Below are 17163 nucleotides of genomic sequence, written 5' to 3' on the forward strand. Positions count from 1 at the left end.
GGGGCGGCTCTCCTTAATCCGGGTCGGCAAATAGCGATAACGGCGCCAGCGGGGCGGCAAAGCGCGACGGCGACACCCGCCAGGGTTGGTGCCGGGCTTGCCCGGGAGGCAACTCGGCCAACTCGGGTTGCCAGTGGGCCACGTAGTCGCCGGCGGGGTCATAATGCGCTGCCTGCTTGAGCACATTGAACCTGCGGTCGCGGGTGTCGCGTCCGACCCCGGCGACATAGCGCCAATTGCCCCAGTTGCTGGCGACGTCGTAGTCGAGCAGGCAGTGCTCGAACCAGGCCGCGCCGAGCCGCCAGTCGCCGTCCAGTTCATTGACCAGGAAGCTGGCCACGTTCTGCCGCGCCCGATTGGAAAGCCATCCGGTGGCGGATAGCTCGCGCATGGCGGCATCCACGAACGGCACGCCGGTACACCCCTCACACCAGGCACGGAAGCCTGGACTGGGGGCGGGCAGCTGGCGCTCGCCATACAGTGAAGCGCCCTCCTGCCGCGCCGCCCAGTGGAAATAGTCACGCCACAGCAGCTCGAAAATTACCCAGTAGCTCGATTCGTTGGCCCCGTGACTGGCTTCCCAGGCGCGCACCGCATCGTGCACCTGGCGCGCCGACAGGCAGCCGTGGGCCAGCCAGGGGGAGAGCCGCGTGGAGAAGTTGGCACCGACGAGACCATTGCGGGTCTGCTTATAGCGCGCCACGGCGCCGCTCTCCCACAGATAGTGATCAAGCCGCGCCCGCGCGGCCGCCTCGCCGCCGGAAAAGGCAAAGCCGCCACGGGCATCCGGCGCCCAGGCGGCCGCGCGGGCGCAGACCTTGCCCAGCGACGGGAAGCCTCGCGGCGCGTTGGCCGGCCAGCCGGGCAGGGTCACCGGCGCCGGCGCCGCCGCAGGAACCTCCCAGCGACGCTCCACCTTGCGTCGAAACGCCGAGAAGCTAGCAGGGATGTCCTCCACCGCCATGGGCAGAGAGGCCTCGTCGAGCAGCATGCCGCTATCATGCGGCGCCATGCTCAGTTGGCCACCTATCCGCTCGGCAAGCGTCACGCTGGCCTGACTCTCCTCCCAGCCGGCATCGGCGCGCACCCTCACGGCATCGATGGCGTGAGCCTCGACCAGTTCGGCGATCGCCTCGACGGGATTGCCGATGCGCACCAGCAGGTCACTGCCCCGCTTGAGCAGCTCACCCCGCAGTTCGATAAGGTTCTTCCAGAGAAACTGCAGGCGAGCCGGCCCGATACGCGGGGCATCGAGCCCTGGTAGCGAGTCCAGCCAAGTGTCGTCCAGCACGAACACACACAGCAATGACTCGGGCGGCGTCGGGAAATGAAACAAGGGGTTATCGGCCAGTCGCAGATCACTGCGCAGCCACACCAGCACTCGGCTCATGAGCTGACCCTCGTGCGCCGCGCCTCGCGACGGCAGCGCTCGCTGCAGTAGCGCACATCCTCCCAGCAGCGCGACCACTTGCGTCGCCAGGCAAAGGATCTTCGACAGTGGCCGCAGAGCTTGCTGGGCAGGTAAGGCTTGCGATGCACGATAGACCCCCACATTCATGGACAGACCATGATTATCGTACAATATATGTATAACTTAAAGCCCCGCCGTTTTCCGCCCCACACACGGCAGAAGGCCGCCTACCAGGCGGCCTTCAATAGCAGGCAGGCGCAACGCGTCAGGAGGGGTCAGTTTCCTGGGGTTCACGGCGAGCATTGGCCTCGGTCTCGCGACCACTCTTCAGCTCATGGGTCAAGGGATCGTAGTTGGGGCGCAGCTCGTCCTTGAGCGTGCCACTCCACAGCTTGGAACCCACGAAATAACCGGCTCGGCCAATCACATGCGCCGCCACCGGGGCGGTCATCATGATGAAGAGGATCACGCCGAAGGCCCGCGCCACCACTGCCACCTGAGCGAAATGGATGGCCACCGCCAGCATGATCAGCGTAGCGCCCAGGGTCGCGGCCTTGGTCGTGGCGTGCATGCGGGTCAGCAGGTCGGGCAAGCGTACGATCCCCAGTGCCGCCAGGAGCATGAAGATCGCGCCGACCAGTATGAACCCCTCTTTCAGCAGCTCAATCATCTCGTGGTCCCCCGCGCTCCAGGAAGCGAGCGAAACCGATGGCCGCCATGAACGCCATCAACGCCATGACGATGGCCACATCGAGAAGACTCGGCACGTCGGTGGCGATGGCCACAACTCCGATGATGCCGACGAGGATCGACGAAAAGAGCTCCAGAGCCACCACCCGATCCGGCAGGCTAGGGCCGCGAAACAGGCGCACGAAGGCCAGGCAGAGTGCCAGGGACATCAACGCCAGACTCAGCAGGATCACGATCGACACGCTGTCACCTCCTTACGCTAATGGAACAGCTCCAGGGCCCGGCGCTCCAGTTCTGCCAGGCTGCGCCGAAGTTCCGGTTCGTCATCCAGAAACATGGCATGGATGTAGAGCACACGCCGATCGTCCGAGACATCCAGGCTCAGGGTGCCCGGCGTCAGCGAGATCAGGTTGGCGACGAAGGCGATCTCGAACTCGGTGCTGGCCTTGAGGGGCATCGCGATCACCCCCGGCTTCATGTACCAGGGCGGGGTGACGATGTCGTAGGAGACCTTGAGGTTGGCCATGACCAGCTCCTTGATAAAGAAGCCGACGAAACGGATCAAGCGCGGAAGCCGCTGGGCATGACCGGCCAGTGCCGGCACCTGGGGCTGGATCAGCGCCAAGGCCAGATAGCCGAAGAGCAGACCGGCAAGCAGGTTGCGGCCGCTGAAGTCCCCGGTGAGTACCACCCAGGCGAAACCCAGCAGCAGGTTCCAGGCGGCCCCGATCATGGCGCGACCTCCCTGCCATGGTCGAGCACGGCCTGGATATAGCGATCAGGCGCCAACAGCTGGCCGGCCGAGGCCTCGGCCAGCGCGTAGAGGGGCTCGGCATTGAGGCCAATGAACAGGGTGCACAGCGCCAGGCCGGCCACCGGCACGGCCATCAGCCACATCTCGCGCGGATCGACCGCCGGATAGGGGTCGACATCGCCCTCGGGCGGTACCGACTTCCAGAACACCTCGGCCCAGATCTTGATCATCGAATAGAGGGTAAGCAACCCCACCAGCAGCGCAATGAAGGTCACCCCGTAAGCCTCGGCCTCGATGCCGGCGCGGATCACAATGAATTTGGCGAAGAACCCGGACAGGGGCGGCATGCCGGCCAGTGACAGCGCCGGGATCAGGAACAGCACGGCGAGCCAGGGGTGGCTGCGATAGAACCCCCCCAGCGACTTCAGCTGGTAGGTGCCGCGCAGCCGGTGCACGATGCCGCTGACCAGGAAGAGGTTCGTCTTCACGATGATGTGATGCATGATATAGAAGACCCCGCCGATGATCGCCAGGGGCGTGAACAGCGCCAGCCCCAGGATCATGTAGCCGATCTGGCTGACGATGTGAAACGACAGGATGCGCCGAAATTCGAACTGCGCCGCCGCCCCCAGCACACCGCAGAGCATGGTCAACCCCGCGCCCCACAGCAGGATCTCGTGGGTGTAACCCGGACTCTGGTTGAAGATCAGCGTGAAGACCCGAAACAGCGCATAGACGCCGACCTTGGTCAGCAGGCCAGCGAACAGTGCCGAGACAGCCACCGGCGGGGTGTGGTAGGAGGCGGGCAGCCAGAAGAACAGCGGGAAAGCCGCCGCCTTGATGCCGAAGGCGACCATGAACATCATCGCCAGCACGTCGACCATGCCGTTGTCTTCCAGGGTCGCCAGGCGACGGGCGATGTCGGCCATGTTGAGCGTGCCCACCATGCCGTAGAGCAGCCCCACGGCAACCAGGAAGATGACCGAGGAGACCAGGTTGAGAGTAACGTACTTGATGGCACCCTCCATCTGGGCCTTCTCGCTGCCCAGGATCAGCAACGCGAAGGATGCCACCAGCATCACCTCGAACCAGACGTAGAGGTTGAAGATGTCGCCGGTGAGGAAGGCCCCGGCAACGCCGGCCAGTAGCAGGTGCATCAGCGGAAAGTAGCCATAGGCCTCGTGACCTCGGCCCACGGTGGCCAGCGAGAAGAGTGCCACGGCGAAGCCGATGATGCCGGTGAGCACGACCATGATCGCGCCCAGCAGGTCGGCCACCAGGCTGATGCCGAAGGGCGCCGGCCAGTCGCCCATGTGCAGCACCAGGATACCGTCGCGGTTGACCGTGGCCAGCAGCCACAGGCTGGTCAGCAGCAGGCCGGCGGTACCGGCCACGGCGACGAAGCGCTGCATGCTCCGCGAACGCCAGAAGACCAGCGAGATGGCTCCCGCCAGCAGCGGGATAAGGATGGGCAGCCCGATCTGGGGGTTCACGTGTCGGTATCCTTCATCTTGTCCAGGTCATCGGCTCGCACGATTTCCCAGGCGCGACGCACCAGCACCACGGCGAAGGACAGCACACCGAAGGCGATCACGATGGCCGTGAGCACCAGCGCCTGGGGCAGCGGGTCGGCCACCGCGCCCTCGGGCGCCGTCAGGCCCTGCGGCACCAGCGGCGGGGCGCCGCGCACCATGCCCGCCGTGGCGAAGATCAGCAGGTTGGCGGCATTGGAGAGCAGCATCAGCCCGATCACCAGCTTGACGATAGAGCGGCGCAGCATCATGTAGATGGCGGCGGCGAACAGGATGCCGATCACGATGGCCATCAAGGGTTCCACGGAGCCTCCTTAGCGTTCAGCGTCTTCCTGATCGGTCTTGACCAATGCGGTAACGGCGGTGAGCACCGAGCCCACCACCACCAGATAGACGCCGATATCGAAGATCAGCGGCGTCGAGGCCTTGAAGTCGATGATCGGGATCGTCCACCACTGAGCGGTAAAGAAGGGCTCGCCGACCCACCAGGCGGGCAGCGTCGCGACCACGCCTAGCAGCAGTCCCATGCCGACCAGATCGAGAGGCGACACCTTGAGCATCTCGCTCAGCGCGCGACGCCCAAGGGCAAAGAGATAAAGCGCGAAGGCCCCTGCCGCCACCAGGCCGGCGATAAAGCCGCCCCCGGGCTCGTCGTGCCCACGCAACAGCAGGAACAGCGAAAAGAGCAGCTGAAGCGGCAGCAGCAGCCGCGCCGCGGCATTGAGGATCAGAGTGCCCGATCTAACCATCGTCGCTCTCCCGCGGCGGCACGGTGTGCCGGGCGTCATACTCCAGGGCATGGAAACGCAGCATCGCGTAGACGCCGATGGCGGCCAGCGCCAGCACGAACATCTCGCCCAGCGTATCCAGCGCCCGGAAATCGACCAGGATGACATTGACAATATTATGGCCGTGGCCCAGCGGCTGGCTGTTGGCCACCATGTAATCCGAGATCCGTGGCAGCCGCTCGCCGGACAGCACCGAGAGCATCAGCAGGGTGATCAGCCCACCGGTGAGGATCGCCACCGCCAGGTCGCGCAGCCGCTCGGTGGGCGTCGAGAGGCTGGCAAAGCGCGGCAGGCGAAACAGCACCAGCACCAGCAGGATCACCGTCAGCGTCTCCACCAGCAGCTGGGTGATCGCCAGGTCCGGGGCACTGAACAGCACGAAGGTCAGGGCGATGGAGAAGCCCATGATGCCCAGTGCCGCCACCGCCGCCAGGCGCGAACGCATCACGCAGGCCGCTACGGCACCGGCCACCATCAGCCCCGCGACCACGGCCTCGTGAAAGTAGAATGACAGCGCAAGGTCGAACTCGAGGGTGTGGCGGAAGAACAGCGCATGACCGACCAGCCCGACCAGCACCAGCAGCGTCATTACCAGGTAGTTGCGCAGCTGCCCGTTCTGTAACAGGCGGGTCTGCCACTCGGCGACGGCCACGACGCCGGCCATCAGCGCCTCATAGCCGGCCTCCGGACCGCGGGCCATGAGCGGCTCGAGGCGGGCCAGCATTGCCCGCAGGCGATCCCAGTAACGGTAGACCAGCAGCCCCAGCAGCAGGCTTGCCAGCGATAGCAGCAGAGGCAGATTGATGCCGTGCCAAATCGCCAGGTGTGCCTCGACGAGGGTCTCCCCCGGCGGCGCCAGGACACCCGCCACGGTGGCCCCTACCAGGGGGTCGAGCAGCCCCGGCGTCAGGCCGAACAGCAACGACAGTACGGCCAGCAGAGCGGGCCCGGCGAGCATGGCACGCGGCGCCTCATGGGGTGTGCTGGGCGTTTCGCGGGACGCGCCGAAGAAGGGGCGCAGGGCGACAATGGCCGCCACGGCCAGGGTCAGAAAGGCCGCCATGAAAGCGAGGAGCAGAATCAGCGGGCGCCAGGCGCTGGCCTCGAGCACCGACGCGAACATCAACTCCTTGCCCACAAAGCCCAGCAAGGGTGGCAGCCCCGCCAGCGACAGCGCGGCGAGCATGGCCACGGCGGCGGTGCGCGGCATCACCCGGCGCAGCCCCCCCATGGCGGTGACGTCCTTGGTGCCAGTCTCGTGGTCGAGGATGCCGGCCACCATGAACAGCGCCCCCTTGTAGAGCGAGTGGGCCAGCAGGAAGGCCACGAAGGCGACCAGCGCCCCTTGGGTGCCAATGCCGAGCAGCATGGTCAAGGTGCCCAGCGCCATCACAGTGGAGTAGGCCAGCAGCTTCTTGACATTGGTGTGCTGGATCGCCATGAAGGCGCCAGTGGCCATGGTCAGCGCCCCCACCAGCGATAGACTGATCACCCAGCCCTCGGTGCCGCCCATGGCCGGATGCAGCCGGGCGAGCAGATAGATCCCCGCCTTGACCATGGTCGCCGAGTGCAGGTAGGCGGAGACCGGAGTCGGCGCCGCCATGGCGTTGGGGAGCCAGAAGTGAAAGGGAAACTGCGCCGACTTGGTGAAGGCGCCCAGCAGCACGCAGACCAGTATCGGCGTGTAAAGCGCATGCTCGCGAAGCAGTTCACCGCGGCGGGTAAGCTCGACCAGCGACCAGCTATCGCCGGCCACAGCGAGCATGACGAACCCGGCCAGCAACGCCAGTCCGCCGCCCACGGTAACGAAGAGTCCCTGGAGGGCCGCCTTGCGAGCGGCGAGGTCGGTATGGTTGAAGCCGATCAACAGGTAGGAGGTGATGCTGGTCAACTCCCAGAACACGAAGAGCGTGACCAGATTGTCGGCCAGCACCAGGCCGAGCATCGACATCATGAAAGCGGTGATCACCACCAGGAAGCGCGGCAGATCGCGATGACCACGCAGGTACTCGCCAGAGTAGACCAGCACCAGGGCACCAATCACCGTGATCAGCATGGCGAACAGCCAGGCGAGACCGTCGATCAGGAAGGTCAGGGTAATATCGAGCCCCGGCACCCAGGCCCATTCCAGCAGCAGGACTTCACCGGCTGCGACCGCAGGCCATTGGCCGATCAGCCAGGCCGCCAGGGCGGCAGGCAACAAGGCCATCACCAGCGGGGTTCGTGCCCCGAACCAGTGATGCAGCAGGGGAGCCATGACCGCCGCCACGAAGCCTCCCAGCACAGCAAGTTGCATCAGGCACCCTCCCCCGTCGTGACGGCGATCGCGGCAAGGTGGCCACTCCACCGCTTCGATCGCTTACTCTATAGAGTCAAAGTGTTGAAAGGCAAGGAGGCGGCGAATGCGTCCCCATTGCGTTAGAGTGGGGAGAAATCACGCCATGGGGACCAGCCCAGGGACGGAGTGCAACCGCATGTCGCTTGCGTCATCCTGTTCCGTGTGCACGTCATGTCCCCCGTTTCTGGACTCGCGCAGGATGACCAACCGATGACATTGCTGTGGATAGCCCTGCTGCCCCTGCTGGGGGTGCTGGTGCCCGCCTTCACCGAGCGACGCGGGCGATATTTCTGCTCTATGGCCACCGCGCTGCTGCCCGCACTGGCGCTGGCGCTGACCCTTGTCCAGTTGCCGAGCCTGGCGGCGGGTGAGGCGCTGCGTTTCTCCGTGGACTGGGTGCCCACCCTAGGCCTCGACCTGGCCTTTCGGCTGGACGGGCTATCGGTGCTGTTCAACCTGCTGATCATCGGGATCGGCCTGCTGATCCTGCTCTATGCGCACTACTATCTGTCGCCGTCGGAACCCTTCGGGCGCTTCTATGCCTACCTGATTCTTTTCATGGCCTCGATGGTCGGCATTGTGATGGCCGACAACCTGCTGCTGCTGTGGCTATTCTGGGAACTCACCAGTATCTCCTCCTTCCTGCTGATCGGCTTCTGGTCGCATCGCAGTGACGCCCGCAAGGGCGCGCGCATGGCGCTGACCGTGACCGGTGCCGGTGGCCTGGCGCTGCTCGCCGGCCTGCTGCTGCTGGGCGACATGGTCGGCAGCTACGCCATGGACGAGGTGCTGGCCAGCGGCGACATCATCCTCGCCGATCCCCGCTACCCCTTGATGCTGGGGCTGGTGCTGCTGGGGGCCTTCACCAAGTCGGCGCAGTTTCCCTTCCAGTTCTGGCTGCCCCATGCCATGGCCGCCCCGACCCCGGTCTCGGCGTACCTGCACTCGGCCACCATGGTCAAGGCCGGGATTTTCCTGATGGCGCGGCTGCACCCGGCCATCGCCGGCAGCGAGCTGTGGTCGGTAACCGTCACGCTGGTCGGCATGGCGACGCTGCTCTACGGCGCCTGGTTCGCCCTGCTCAAGACCGACCTCAAGGGCATCCTGGCCTTCTCGACGGTCAGTCACCTGGGGCTGATCACCGTATTGCTGGGGATCGGTACGCCCATGGCCGTGCTCGCGGCGCTCTTTCACATCCTTAACCACGCCACCTTCAAGGCGGCCCTGTTCATGAGCTCGGGGATCATCGACCACGAGGCGGGCACCCGCGAGCTGCGACGCCTCGGCGGGCTGCGGCGTGCCATGCCGGTCACTGCGGTATTGACCAGCGTGGCGGGGGCCGCCATGGCCGGGGTGCCGCTGCTCAACGGCTTCCTCTCCAAGGAAATGTTCTTTACCGAATCCCTGGCAACGCCGGTGCTGGGTGGGCTGAGCTGGTTACTGCCGGTGCTGGCGACCCTGGGCGGCGTCCTCTCGGTGGCCTACTCGCTGCGCCTGGTGCATGCGGTGTTCTTCAAGCCACCCAAGGAGGGGCCGCCCAAATCACCCCATGAGCCACCCTGGCTGATGCGCGCACCGGTGATACTGCTGGTAACGCTGTGCGTGGTCGTGGGCCTGGCGCCGGTATTGGCGGAGGGGCTGCTGGGCCTGGCCCTGGCACCGGTGCTGGGTGAGGCGTTCACGTTCCACCTGGCGATCTGGCACGGCCTCAATCTGCCGCTGTTAATGAGCCTGGTGGCGCTGGTTGCCGGCGTGGCGACCTACTGGCGACACGCCGACCTGCGCCGCTTCCTCAAGGGATTCCGGCCGGTGGATGCCCGCCTGGTATTCGAAGCCGCTCTGCAGCGGCTGGGGCGCAGCGCCGAAGTCGGCCTGGCCCGCTTCGACGGAGGCTCGCTGCAGCGCTACATGCTGCTGCTGCTGCTCGCCGCGCTGCTGATGGGCGGGCTGGGCCTGGCCGGCATGCCGCTGCTCACCGGCAGCAAGGGCAACCAGCCTCTCGACGGCATCCTGCTGCTGGGCGCCGGTCTGTTGATCTTCGGCGGCATCGGCACCGCCGCCACCCATCGCTACCGGCTGATCTCGCTGCTGATGCTCTCGGTGGTAGGACTGGTGGTTGCCCTGACCTTCGCCCGCTTCTCCGCGCCCGACCTGGCGCTGACCCAGCTCTCGGTGGAAGTGGTGACCATGATCCTGCTGATGCTGGCGCTGTTCTTCCTGCCCCAGAAGACCCCGCGGGAATCCTCGCATCGCCGCAATCTGCGCGACGTGGTGCTGGCCGGCGCCCTGGGCATGGTGGTGGCCAGCCTCAACTATGCGGTACTGACCCGAGACAACGCGCCCATCTCCGGGTTCTTCCTCGAGAACAGCGTCCCCGGTGGCGGCGGTCATAACGTGGTCAACGTCATCCTGGTGGACTTCCGTGGTTTCGATACCCTGGGCGAGATCACCGTGCTGGCACTGGCGGGGCTGGCAATCTTCAAGCTGCTTAACCGACTGCGGCTGTTCATGCCGCACAGCGACGGCGAGGGCCGCCTCTGGTCGCCGGACCGCTACCCGGCGATCCTCACCTCTATTTCCATGGCGCTGCTGCCACTGGCCCTGCTGGTATCGGCCTTCATCTTCCTGCGTGGCCACAACCAGCCCGGCGGCGGCTTTATCGCCGGCCTGGTCACTGCCGTCGCGCTGATTCTGCTGTACATGGCGCGCGGCGTGGAGTGGGTCCAGCAGCGCCTCGACTTCCCCTATCAACCGGTAGCGGTCGCCGGTGTCGCCGTCGCCACCCTCACGGGACTCGGTAGCTGGCTGTTCGGCCACCCCTTCCTGACCTCGGCCTTCAGCTATTTCAGCCTGCCCCTGGTCGGGAAGTTCGAACTGGCTACGGCCATGCTCTTCGACCTCGGCGTCTATCTGGCGGTGGTCGGCGCCACGCTGATGATCCTTGCCAACCTGGGCAAGGTCACCACGGCCCACCGTCCGGCCAAGGAAGCCGCCAGCAGTTTCGACTCCCCTCCCACCTCGCGACCCGGCAAGGAGAAACGCTGATGGAAAGCCTCTACGCCATTACCACCGGCGTGCTGACCGCCTGCGGCCTCTATCTGATATTGCGCGGCAGGACCTTCCCGGTGGTGGTCGGCCTCACTCTGCTCTCCTATGCGGTCAACCTCTTCCTGTTCTCCATGGGCGGGCTGACCACTGACGGCGCCGCCATCCTCAACGGACCGGCCGACTACGCCGACCCGCTGCCCCAGGCGCTGGTGCTCACCGCCATCGTGATCGGCTTCGCGATGACCGCCTTCGTGGTGATCCTGGCCATGCGAGCCCGCAGCGAGGCAGGCAACGACCATGTCGACGGCCGCAAACGTGAAGAGGGAGAGGGACGCCCATGATGCAGCATCTGATCGTCCTGCCCGTGGTACTGCCGCTGGTCGCCGGTATACTGCTGCTTTATCGCCGCCAGGGCGCCGTCCGCGCCAAGCGCCTGATCGGGGTCATCGCGACCTCGCTGCTGGTGGTGGTGGGTATCGCGCTGGTGGCGCGTGCCGCCGGTGGTGAGGTCACCTACTACGCCCTGGGGGGCTGGCAGCCGCCCTTCGGCATCGTGCTGGTGCTCGACCGTCTCTCGGCGCTGATGGTGCTGCTCACCGCGGTGCTTGCCCTGGGGGCCGTGGTGTTTGCCTGTGCGGGAGATGACGAGCGCGGCAGCAACTTCCACGGCCTCTTCCAGTGGCAGCTGATGGGCATCAACGGGGCCTTCCTCACCGGCGACCTGTTCAACCTCTTCGTGTTCTTCGAGGTGTTGCTGCTGGCCTCCTACGCCCTGCTCCTGCACGGCGGCGGCAAGGCACGCATCCAGGCTGGCGTGCACTATGTGGTGCTCAACCTGGCCGGTTCCTCGCTGTTCCTGATCGCGGTGGGCGTGCTCTACGGCGCCACCGGCACCCTCAATATGGCCGATATGGCGACTCGCCTTGCCGAGCTGCCCGCCGAGCGCGCCGGGTTGGTCACCGCCGGCGGCCTGATGCTGCTGGTGGTGTTCGGCCTCAAGGCGGCGATCCTGCCGCTCTACTTCTGGCTGCCGCGCGCCTACGCCGCCGCCCCGGCGCCGGTGGCGGCGCTCTTCGCGATCATGACCAAGGTGGGCATCTACGCCATTCTGCGCGTCTACTCGCTGGTCTTTGGCGACCATGCCGGCCCCCTGGCGGACATCGAGCAGGCCTGGGTGTGGTGGCTGTCGCTGGGCACCCTGGTGGCGGCCGGGGTCGGCGTGCTGGCCGCCCGCGACCTGCGCCTGCTGGTGGCCTACCTGGTGCTGGTCTCGGTGGGCACCCTGCTGGCCGGTATCGGCATGGGCTCGCCGGCCGCCGTTTCCGCCCTGCTCTACTACCTGGTGCACACCACCCTGATCACCGGCGGTCTCTTCCTGCTGGCCGAACTGATCGGGGTGCAGCGCGGCAAGGCAGGTACCCGCCTGGTCAAAGGCCGCCCCGTCCATCAGGGCGGCTTGCTGGCCGGACTGTTCTTCCTTGGTGCCGTGGCGGTAGCCGGCCTGCCACCGCTTTCTGGCGCCATCGGCAAGGCGCTGCTGATGGCCTCGGCCGAAGGCGGCCAACGTGCCTGGCTGTGGCCGATCCTGTTGGCTACCGGCCTGTGTGCACTGATCGCCCTGTCCCGCGCCGGCTCCACCCTGTTCTGGCGCAGCCAGGGGGAGCCGATGGGCCAGCCGTTGCCGCGACGCCAGTGGTTCGGGGTTGCCTGGCTGCTGGGCGCCTCGCCATTGCTGGTGGTGCTGGCGGGACCGGTCAGCGACTACACCCGGGCCACTGCCGAGCAATTGGCCAACCCCGCGGTGGTGGTCAACGCCCTGTTGAACGATGCCGGAGACACACCATGATCAAGCCCCGGCCCTGGCTGCCGACCCCTCTGCTGTCGATCCTGCTGCTGGTGGTCTGGCTGCTGCTGGTACGCAGCACCGCGTTCGGACAGTTCTTGCTGGGCGGCCTCCTGGCAGTCGTCATCCCCCTGGCCACCCAGCGCTTCTGGGACGCCCAGCCCCACGTGGCCAAGCCCTGGCTGCTGCTGCGTTTCGTTCTGCGGGTGCTCGGCGACATCCTGATTGCCAACATCGAAGTGGCCTGGCTGATCGTCAATCCCTGGCGCCGGATGCGCCCCCACTTCGTGGAATATCCGCTGATGCTGGAGGACCGCTTCACCATCACCTTGCTGGCCAATACCATCAGCCTGACTCCGGGGACGGTATCGGCCAACCTGCGACTGGATGGCCGGACCCTGCTGGTTCACGCCCTGGACGTGGAAGACGAGGACGCGTTGATCACGCATATCCGTGAACGCTACGAGCGGCCGCTGAAGGAGATCTACGAATGCTAGATATTGCCCTGTGGACCAGCATGGCCCTGGTGGTGGCGGCCCTGCTGCTCAACGTCTATCGGCTGGCGGTGGGACCGGACATGCCGGATCGGATCCTGGCCCTGGACACCATGTACGTGAACTCCATTGCGCTGATCGTGCTGATGGGGCTATGGCTGAACACCAAGACCTACTTCGAGTCGGCGCTGTTAATCGCCATGCTCGGTTTCATCAGTACCGTGGCGGTCTGCAAGTACCTGCTGCGCGGCGACATCATCGAATAGGGGGCCCCATGACGCTTTACGTGCTCCTCGAAGGCGTGATTGCCTTCCTGCTTATCGCCGGTGGCGCCTTCGCCTTCATCGGCTCGCTGGGCATGGCCCACCTGCGCGACTTCTACATGCGCCTGCATGGCCCTACCAAGGCCACCACGCTGGGAATAGGCTGCATGCTGGCGGCCTCGATGCTGTATTTCTGGGTGATCGAGGGCAAGCCCGATATCCAGGAGATGCTGATCACGCTGTTCCTGTTCATCACTGCCCCGGTCAGCGCCCACCTGCTGGCCAAGACCGGCCTGCACCTGCAGCTGCGCCATGAGGACAAGACCCGCGGCAACCCGCCCGAGCTGCGCGACGAGGAGATCGGCGAGAAGCCGGTGCCCCACCCGGATCGCGGCCACGGCTGACACATGTCGGGCCCGCCATTGGCGGGCCCGATACAGGGTGGACAGAATCCGACAAGACGTGGCGGAGCCTACACCCAGCCCCCCAGCTCGTTGTTGATCACGGAGAGCAGTGCGGCGACATGGTCGTCGCGGTCGTTCAGGCAGGGAATGTAGGTGAAGGTCTCGCCCCCGGCCTCGATAAAGCTGTCGCGGATCTCCTCCTCGATCTCCTCGAGGGTTTCCACACAGTCGGAGGAGAAGGCCGGCGACACCACGGCGATATGCTTCCTGCCCTGGCGTGCCAGCTCGGCGACGTGCTCCACGGTCGCCGGCCCCACCCACTCCTCCGGGCCGAACTGGGACTGGAAGGCGGTCTGGATCGACGACTCGTCCCAGCCCAGCCGCTCGCGCAGCAGGCGCGTGGTCTTCTGGCACTGGCAGTGGTAGGGGTCGCCCTCCAGCAGGTAGCGCTTGGGCACCCCATGGTAGGAGGCGACCAGCACTTCGGGCGATGTCTCGGCGGCGTCGTAGGCCTCGCGCACCGAATTCGCCAGAGCGTCCAGATAGGCAGGATGCTCGAAGTAGGCCGGCACGGTGCGCAAGGCCGGCTGCCACTTGAGCGTCATCAGGGTGCGGAAGGCCTGGTCATTGGCGGTGGCCGTGGTCGGCGAGGCGTACTGCGGATACAGCGGGAAGAACAGAATTCGCTCGCACCCCGCCGCCTGCATGCGCTTCAGCACGCTATCGGTGGAAGGATTGCCATAGCGCATGCAGAAGTCGACCATCACGGCGTCTCCATGCTGCTCCTGGAGCCCGGCCGCGACCTTGCGGGTCTGCTCACGCGTAATGGTCAGCAGCGGGCTCTCGTTCTTCTCGGTGTTCCAGATGCCGCGATAGGCCTCGCCGGACTTGAAGGGGCGGCGCGAGAGAATCACCAGCTGCAGCAGCGGCTGCCATTTCCAGTCCGCGTAGTCGACCACTCGCTTGTCGGAAAGGAATTCGCTCAGATAACGGCGCATCGACCAGTAGTCGGTGGCATCCGGGGTACCCAGGTTGGCGAGCACCACGCCGACCTTCGCCCTTGGGATCGACGGGTGGTCGGCCGGCGCATGAGCCAACCGGCCACTGCCCGGTGGATCCAGGTCGGGAGAGGCCTTGTCCGGGGTCTGCGAGGTCATGCGGGAGCTCCTTGGGATCGGTGGGACAGACGCTGACAGTCTATCAGCCCGCTCGCTTGGGGTGGAGTGAAGTTGTACTATGGTGATGATTTGTACAACTTGGGAGTGCCGCCATGTCCCGGCCACTTGTGCTGCTGCTTGGCGATCAGCTGAGCCTCGACGTAGCGAGTCTTCGCGACCTGCCGAACGACGCGGTGATCGCGCTGTGTGAAGTGGCCGCGGAAGGCAGCTATGTTCCGCACCATCCCCAGAAGATCGCGCTGATTTTCTCCGCCATGCGCCACTTTGCCGCCGAACTTCGTGACAGCGGCCACCGGGTTCACTACAGCGCCCTGGACGACCCCGACAACATCCAGGCGTTGATCACCGAAGCGGAGCGGCTGGCCGAACTCTACGACTGCAACGAGATTCGCGTGGCGCGCCCCGGCGAGTGGCGGCTGTGGCAAGCGATGCGCGAGCGACAGCATGCTGTCCTGACCTGGCAGCTGATCGAGGATGACCGCTTCTTTACCACCCCCGAGGATTTCGCTAGCTGGTCCGCAGGGCGCAAGGCACCGCGCATGGAACATTTCTACCGAGAGCAGCGCCGCCGCACGGGCCTGCTGATGGAAGACACCCAGCCGGCCGGTGGCCAGTGGAACTTCGACCACGACAACCGCGAACCGCTGCCCGATGAGGTGACGATACCCGACCCGCCACGTCACCGCCATGACGCCATCACCGACGAAGTACTGGCACTGGTAGAGGCGCATTTCAACGAGCACTTCGGTTCCCTCGATCACTTCCACTGGCCAGTCACCCGCCGCCAGGCACTGGGAGACCTGCGCCACTTCATCGAGCACCTGCTCCCCGACTTCGGCCGCTACCAGGATGCCATCCGCGACGCCGACCCCTTTCTCTTCCACTCGCGGCTCTCCGCGTCCCTCAACCTGGGACTGCTATCGCCGCGGGAGGTCTGCGAGCGAGTCGAGCGCGAGTATCACGAGGGGCGCGCCCCGCTCAACGCAGTGGAGGGCTTCATTCGCCAGGTACTCGGCTGGCGCGAGTACGTACGCGGGCTCTACTGGACGCGCATGCCCGACTACAAGCGCGGCAACACCCTGGGTGCCCGGCGCGGACTGCCGAGCTTCTTCTGGGATGGCGATACCGAGATGCGCTGCCTGCGTCGCGCCATCGAGATGACGCGCGACCACGCCTATGCCCACCATATCCAGCGACTGATGGTCACCGGCAACTTCGCGCTGCTCTGCGACGTGGCGCCCGAGGCACTCTGCGACTGGTATCTCGCCGTGTACGCCGACGCCTGCGAATGGGTGGAGCTGCCCAACACCCTGGGCATGGTGCTACACGCCGACGGCGGGCTGATGGGCTCCAAACCCTACTGTGCCTCGGGTAAGTACATCGACCGCATGTCGGACCACTGCCGGCACTGTCGATTCGACCCGAAGCAGGTCACGGGACCCAATGCCTGCCCCTTCAACAGCCTCTACTGGGCCTTCCTCGAACGCCATGCCGATACCCTGAGCGGCAATCCGCGCATGGCACTGATCTATGGCAGCCTGCGACGCATGAAGAATGACAAACGCACGGCCATGCGCGAACAGGCCGAACGCTTTCTGGCAGCGCTCGAGACCACCCCCGCCTATGGCCAGGGCATGCATCGGGCCGGCTATGATGCAACCCGGGAGACAACCTCATGACACGCAGCAAGACGCTCGACGCCAGTGCCCCCGCAACGCTCTATCACGACGGCGAATGTCCGTTGTGCCAGCGCGAAGTCGCGTGGCTGGCACGCCATCCGCGCCGCGAGCGCATCAGACTGGTGGATATCCGGGATGAACGTTTCGACGCGGCAGCCGCGGGGGCCAGCTTCGACGCGATGATGGGCCGACTGCACGTGCGCGACGCTCAGGACCGCTGGTATGTCGGCATGGATGCCAGCCGCGCGCTCTATGCGGTGCTGGGCTATCGCCGACTGGTGTGGTTGAGCACCCTGCCGGGGCTTGCCGGCCTGCTGGATGCGGGATATCGATGGTTTGCCCGCCGCCGGGTGCGACTGGGGCGCTGGCTGCAACGACGGCAGGAGAAGAACTAGAAGACCAGCGGCATGCGTGACGTCAATGGATCCTGGTAATGCGTCTCGCGTCCGATGACCTCGTCGTGAGGCACCTGCTGAACCAGATAAGCGCGGTGGATGCCGGCACGCCTCAGCTCCAGATAGACGTCGTCCAGCGAGCGAAAGAGCATCGGCTTGCCTGAACGGGTCAGCATATGGCGCTGACCTTCAACGTCCTCCAGTTCGACCTGGTAGAACCGACTGCCGGCATGGCCGATCACGCGTATTTCGAAGTTGTCGTGGCGGGCCACGAAGGTCTTGAGTTCCTGGAATTCCATGGGTCCTTCCTCCTGATGTCCGGGCCGATGATGTCGAGATATACGAT

General features: G+C 65.6%; 19 protein-coding genes. 8 read left to right on the forward strand and 11 right to left on the reverse strand.

All coding sequences use genetic code 11. The features are described 5' to 3' along the window. Window positions 1–13: 13 nt before the first annotated feature. The 9 genes from FHR95_RS09275 to FHR95_RS09315 all read right to left on the reverse strand — a co-directional run bounded on the left by FHR95_RS09275 (window position 14) and on the right by FHR95_RS09315 (window position 7471). Window positions 14–1390 carry a DASH family cryptochrome gene (locus FHR95_RS09275; RefSeq protein ID WP_183314196.1) on the reverse strand — a complete coding sequence of 459 codons (1377 nt, stop codon included), beginning with the start codon at window positions 1388–1390 and terminating at the stop codon, window positions 14–16. Next, window positions 1387–1554, reverse strand: coding sequence for a DUF2256 domain-containing protein (locus FHR95_RS17300; RefSeq protein ID WP_221199277.1), 168 nt, complete (start codon window positions 1552–1554; stop codon window positions 1387–1389). The genes FHR95_RS09275 and FHR95_RS17300 overlap by 4 nt, the downstream gene beginning before the upstream one ends. A 122-nt stretch (window positions 1555–1676) precedes the next feature. Beyond that, window positions 1677–2081 carry a monovalent cation/H(+) antiporter subunit G gene (gene mnhG, locus FHR95_RS09285; RefSeq protein WP_040185538.1) on the reverse strand — a complete coding sequence of 135 codons (405 nt, stop codon included), beginning with the start codon at window positions 2079–2081 and terminating at the stop codon, window positions 1677–1679. Then, window positions 2074–2343 carry a monovalent cation/H+ antiporter complex subunit F gene (locus tag FHR95_RS09290; protein WP_183314197.1) on the reverse strand — a complete coding sequence of 90 codons (270 nt, stop codon included), beginning with the start codon at window positions 2341–2343 and terminating at the stop codon, window positions 2074–2076. The genes mnhG and FHR95_RS09290 overlap by 8 nt, the downstream gene beginning before the upstream one ends. A gap of 17 nt (window positions 2344–2360) precedes the next feature. Further along, a complete protein-coding gene (locus FHR95_RS09295; protein ID WP_040185537.1) occupies window positions 2361–2834 on the reverse strand; it encodes a Na+/H+ antiporter subunit E in 474 nt (157 codons plus the stop codon). Then, on the reverse strand, window positions 2831–4348 hold the full coding sequence (locus tag FHR95_RS09300) for a Na+/H+ antiporter subunit D (protein ID WP_183314198.1): 1518 nt from the start codon (window positions 4346–4348) through the stop codon (window positions 2831–2833). Before FHR95_RS09300 ends, FHR95_RS09295 begins: the two co-directional genes overlap by 4 nt. Further along, window positions 4345–4692 (reverse strand): Na+/H+ antiporter subunit C, encoded by a 348-nt coding sequence (locus FHR95_RS09305; protein ID WP_040185533.1) that lies wholly within the window; start codon window positions 4690–4692, stop codon window positions 4345–4347. Before FHR95_RS09305 ends, FHR95_RS09300 begins: the two co-directional genes overlap by 4 nt. Before the next feature lie 9 nt (window positions 4693–4701). Further along, window positions 4702–5136, reverse strand: a complete 435-nt coding sequence (locus FHR95_RS09310; RefSeq protein WP_040185532.1) for a Na+/H+ antiporter subunit B — start codon at window positions 5134–5136, stop codon at window positions 4702–4704. Further along, entirely contained in the window at window positions 5129–7471 is a 2343-nt protein-coding gene (locus FHR95_RS09315) for a putative monovalent cation/H+ antiporter subunit A (RefSeq protein ID WP_183314199.1), read from the reverse strand. Before FHR95_RS09315 ends, FHR95_RS09310 begins: the two co-directional genes overlap by 8 nt. Window positions 7472–7723: 252 nt before the next feature. On the opposite strand from FHR95_RS09315, the gene FHR95_RS09320 reads away from it, so the two are divergent. Genes FHR95_RS09320 through FHR95_RS09345 form a run of 6 tightly spaced genes read left to right on the forward strand, consistent with a single transcriptional unit; the run spans window position 7724 to window position 13565 of the window. Then, a complete protein-coding gene (locus FHR95_RS09320; RefSeq protein ID WP_183314200.1) occupies window positions 7724–10558 on the forward strand; it encodes a monovalent cation/H+ antiporter subunit A in 2835 nt (944 codons plus the stop codon). Next, window positions 10558–10902, forward strand: a complete 345-nt coding sequence (locus FHR95_RS09325) for a Na+/H+ antiporter subunit C (RefSeq protein WP_040185527.1) — start codon at window positions 10558–10560, stop codon at window positions 10900–10902. The genes FHR95_RS09320 and FHR95_RS09325 overlap by 1 nt, the downstream gene beginning before the upstream one ends. Next, window positions 10899–12407: a monovalent cation/H+ antiporter subunit D gene (locus tag FHR95_RS09330; RefSeq protein ID WP_183314201.1), complete on the forward strand. Its 1509-nt coding sequence runs from the start codon at window positions 10899–10901 to the stop codon at window positions 12405–12407. Before FHR95_RS09325 ends, FHR95_RS09330 begins: the two co-directional genes overlap by 4 nt. After that, a complete protein-coding gene (locus tag FHR95_RS09335) occupies window positions 12404–12901 on the forward strand; it encodes a Na+/H+ antiporter subunit E (RefSeq protein ID WP_040185521.1) in 498 nt (165 codons plus the stop codon). Before FHR95_RS09330 ends, FHR95_RS09335 begins: the two co-directional genes overlap by 4 nt. Next, window positions 12895–13164 (forward strand): K+/H+ antiporter subunit F, encoded by a 270-nt coding sequence (locus FHR95_RS09340; protein WP_040185519.1) that lies wholly within the window; start codon window positions 12895–12897, stop codon window positions 13162–13164. Before FHR95_RS09335 ends, FHR95_RS09340 begins: the two co-directional genes overlap by 7 nt. Before the next feature lie 8 nt (window positions 13165–13172). After that, window positions 13173–13565 (forward strand): Na+/H+ antiporter subunit G, encoded by a 393-nt coding sequence (locus FHR95_RS09345; RefSeq protein WP_040185518.1) that lies wholly within the window; start codon window positions 13173–13175, stop codon window positions 13563–13565. A 68-nt stretch (window positions 13566–13633) separates the two neighbouring features. Here FHR95_RS09345 and hemH read toward each other — a convergent pair whose 3' ends face one another. Then, window positions 13634–14722, reverse strand: coding sequence for a ferrochelatase (gene hemH / locus FHR95_RS09350; RefSeq protein ID WP_183314202.1), 1089 nt, complete (start codon window positions 14720–14722; stop codon window positions 13634–13636). A gap of 113 nt (window positions 14723–14835) precedes the next feature. Here hemH and FHR95_RS09355 point away from each other — a divergent pair, with 113 nt between their 5' ends. Together FHR95_RS09355 and FHR95_RS09360 are read left to right on the forward strand one after the other, a co-directional pair. Continuing rightward, window positions 14836–16422 (forward strand): cryptochrome/photolyase family protein, encoded by a 1587-nt coding sequence (locus FHR95_RS09355; protein ID WP_183314203.1) that lies wholly within the window; start codon window positions 14836–14838, stop codon window positions 16420–16422. Beyond that, window positions 16419–16817 carry a thiol-disulfide oxidoreductase DCC family protein gene (locus FHR95_RS09360; RefSeq protein WP_040185490.1) on the forward strand — a complete coding sequence of 133 codons (399 nt, stop codon included), beginning with the start codon at window positions 16419–16421 and terminating at the stop codon, window positions 16815–16817. The genes FHR95_RS09355 and FHR95_RS09360 overlap by 4 nt, the downstream gene beginning before the upstream one ends. On the opposite strand, the gene FHR95_RS09365 is transcribed toward FHR95_RS09360, so the two are convergent. Beyond that, window positions 16814–17116 (reverse strand): DUF6482 family protein, encoded by a 303-nt coding sequence (locus FHR95_RS09365; RefSeq protein WP_040185488.1) that lies wholly within the window; start codon window positions 17114–17116, stop codon window positions 16814–16816. The genes FHR95_RS09360 and FHR95_RS09365 overlap by 4 nt on opposite strands. Between the last annotated feature and the right edge of the window lie 47 nt (window positions 17117–17163).

The sequence above is a fragment of the Halomonas fontilapidosi genome (assembly GCF_014192285.1).
Taxonomy (GTDB): domain Bacteria; phylum Pseudomonadota; class Gammaproteobacteria; order Pseudomonadales; family Halomonadaceae; genus Halomonas; species Halomonas fontilapidosi.

Bases quoted from the DNA above. Each gene is read 5' to 3' on its own strand.
- FHR95_RS09275 (WP_183314196.1), bottom strand. From the start codon at position 1,390: ATGAGCCGAGTGCTGGTGTGGCTGCGCAGTGATCTGCGACTGGCCGAT.
- FHR95_RS17300 (WP_221199277.1), bottom strand. From the start codon at position 1,554: ATGTGGGGGTCTATCGTGCATCGCAAGCCTTACCTGCCCAGCAAGCTC.
- mnhG (WP_040185538.1), bottom strand. From the start codon at position 2,081: ATGATTGAGCTGCTGAAAGAGGGGTTCATACTGGTCGGCGCGATCTTC.
- FHR95_RS09295 (WP_040185537.1), bottom strand. From the start codon at position 2,834: ATGATCGGGGCCGCCTGGAACCTGCTGCTGGGTTTCGCCTGGGTGGTA.
- FHR95_RS09310 (WP_040185532.1), bottom strand. From the start codon at position 5,136: ATGGTTAGATCGGGCACTCTGATCCTCAATGCCGCGGCGCGGCTGCTG.
- FHR95_RS09315 (WP_183314199.1), bottom strand. From the start codon at position 7,471: ATGCAACTTGCTGTGCTGGGAGGCTTCGTGGCGGCGGTCATGGCTCCC.
- FHR95_RS09320 (WP_183314200.1), top strand. From the start codon at position 7,724: ATGACATTGCTGTGGATAGCCCTGCTGCCCCTGCTGGGGGTGCTGGTG.
- FHR95_RS09325 (WP_040185527.1), top strand. From the start codon at position 10,558: ATGGAAAGCCTCTACGCCATTACCACCGGCGTGCTGACCGCCTGCGGC.
- FHR95_RS09330 (WP_183314201.1), top strand. From the start codon at position 10,899: ATGATGCAGCATCTGATCGTCCTGCCCGTGGTACTGCCGCTGGTCGCC.
- FHR95_RS09335 (WP_040185521.1), top strand. From the start codon at position 12,404: ATGATCAAGCCCCGGCCCTGGCTGCCGACCCCTCTGCTGTCGATCCTG.
- FHR95_RS09340 (WP_040185519.1), top strand. From the start codon at position 12,895: ATGCTAGATATTGCCCTGTGGACCAGCATGGCCCTGGTGGTGGCGGCC.
- FHR95_RS09345 (WP_040185518.1), top strand. From the start codon at position 13,173: ATGACGCTTTACGTGCTCCTCGAAGGCGTGATTGCCTTCCTGCTTATC.
- hemH (WP_183314202.1), bottom strand. From the start codon at position 14,722: ATGACCTCGCAGACCCCGGACAAGGCCTCTCCCGACCTGGATCCACCG.
- FHR95_RS09355 (WP_183314203.1), top strand. From the start codon at position 14,836: ATGTCCCGGCCACTTGTGCTGCTGCTTGGCGATCAGCTGAGCCTCGAC.
- FHR95_RS09360 (WP_040185490.1), top strand. From the start codon at position 16,419: ATGACACGCAGCAAGACGCTCGACGCCAGTGCCCCCGCAACGCTCTAT.
- FHR95_RS09365 (WP_040185488.1), bottom strand. From the start codon at position 17,116: ATGGAATTCCAGGAACTCAAGACCTTCGTGGCCCGCCACGACAACTTC.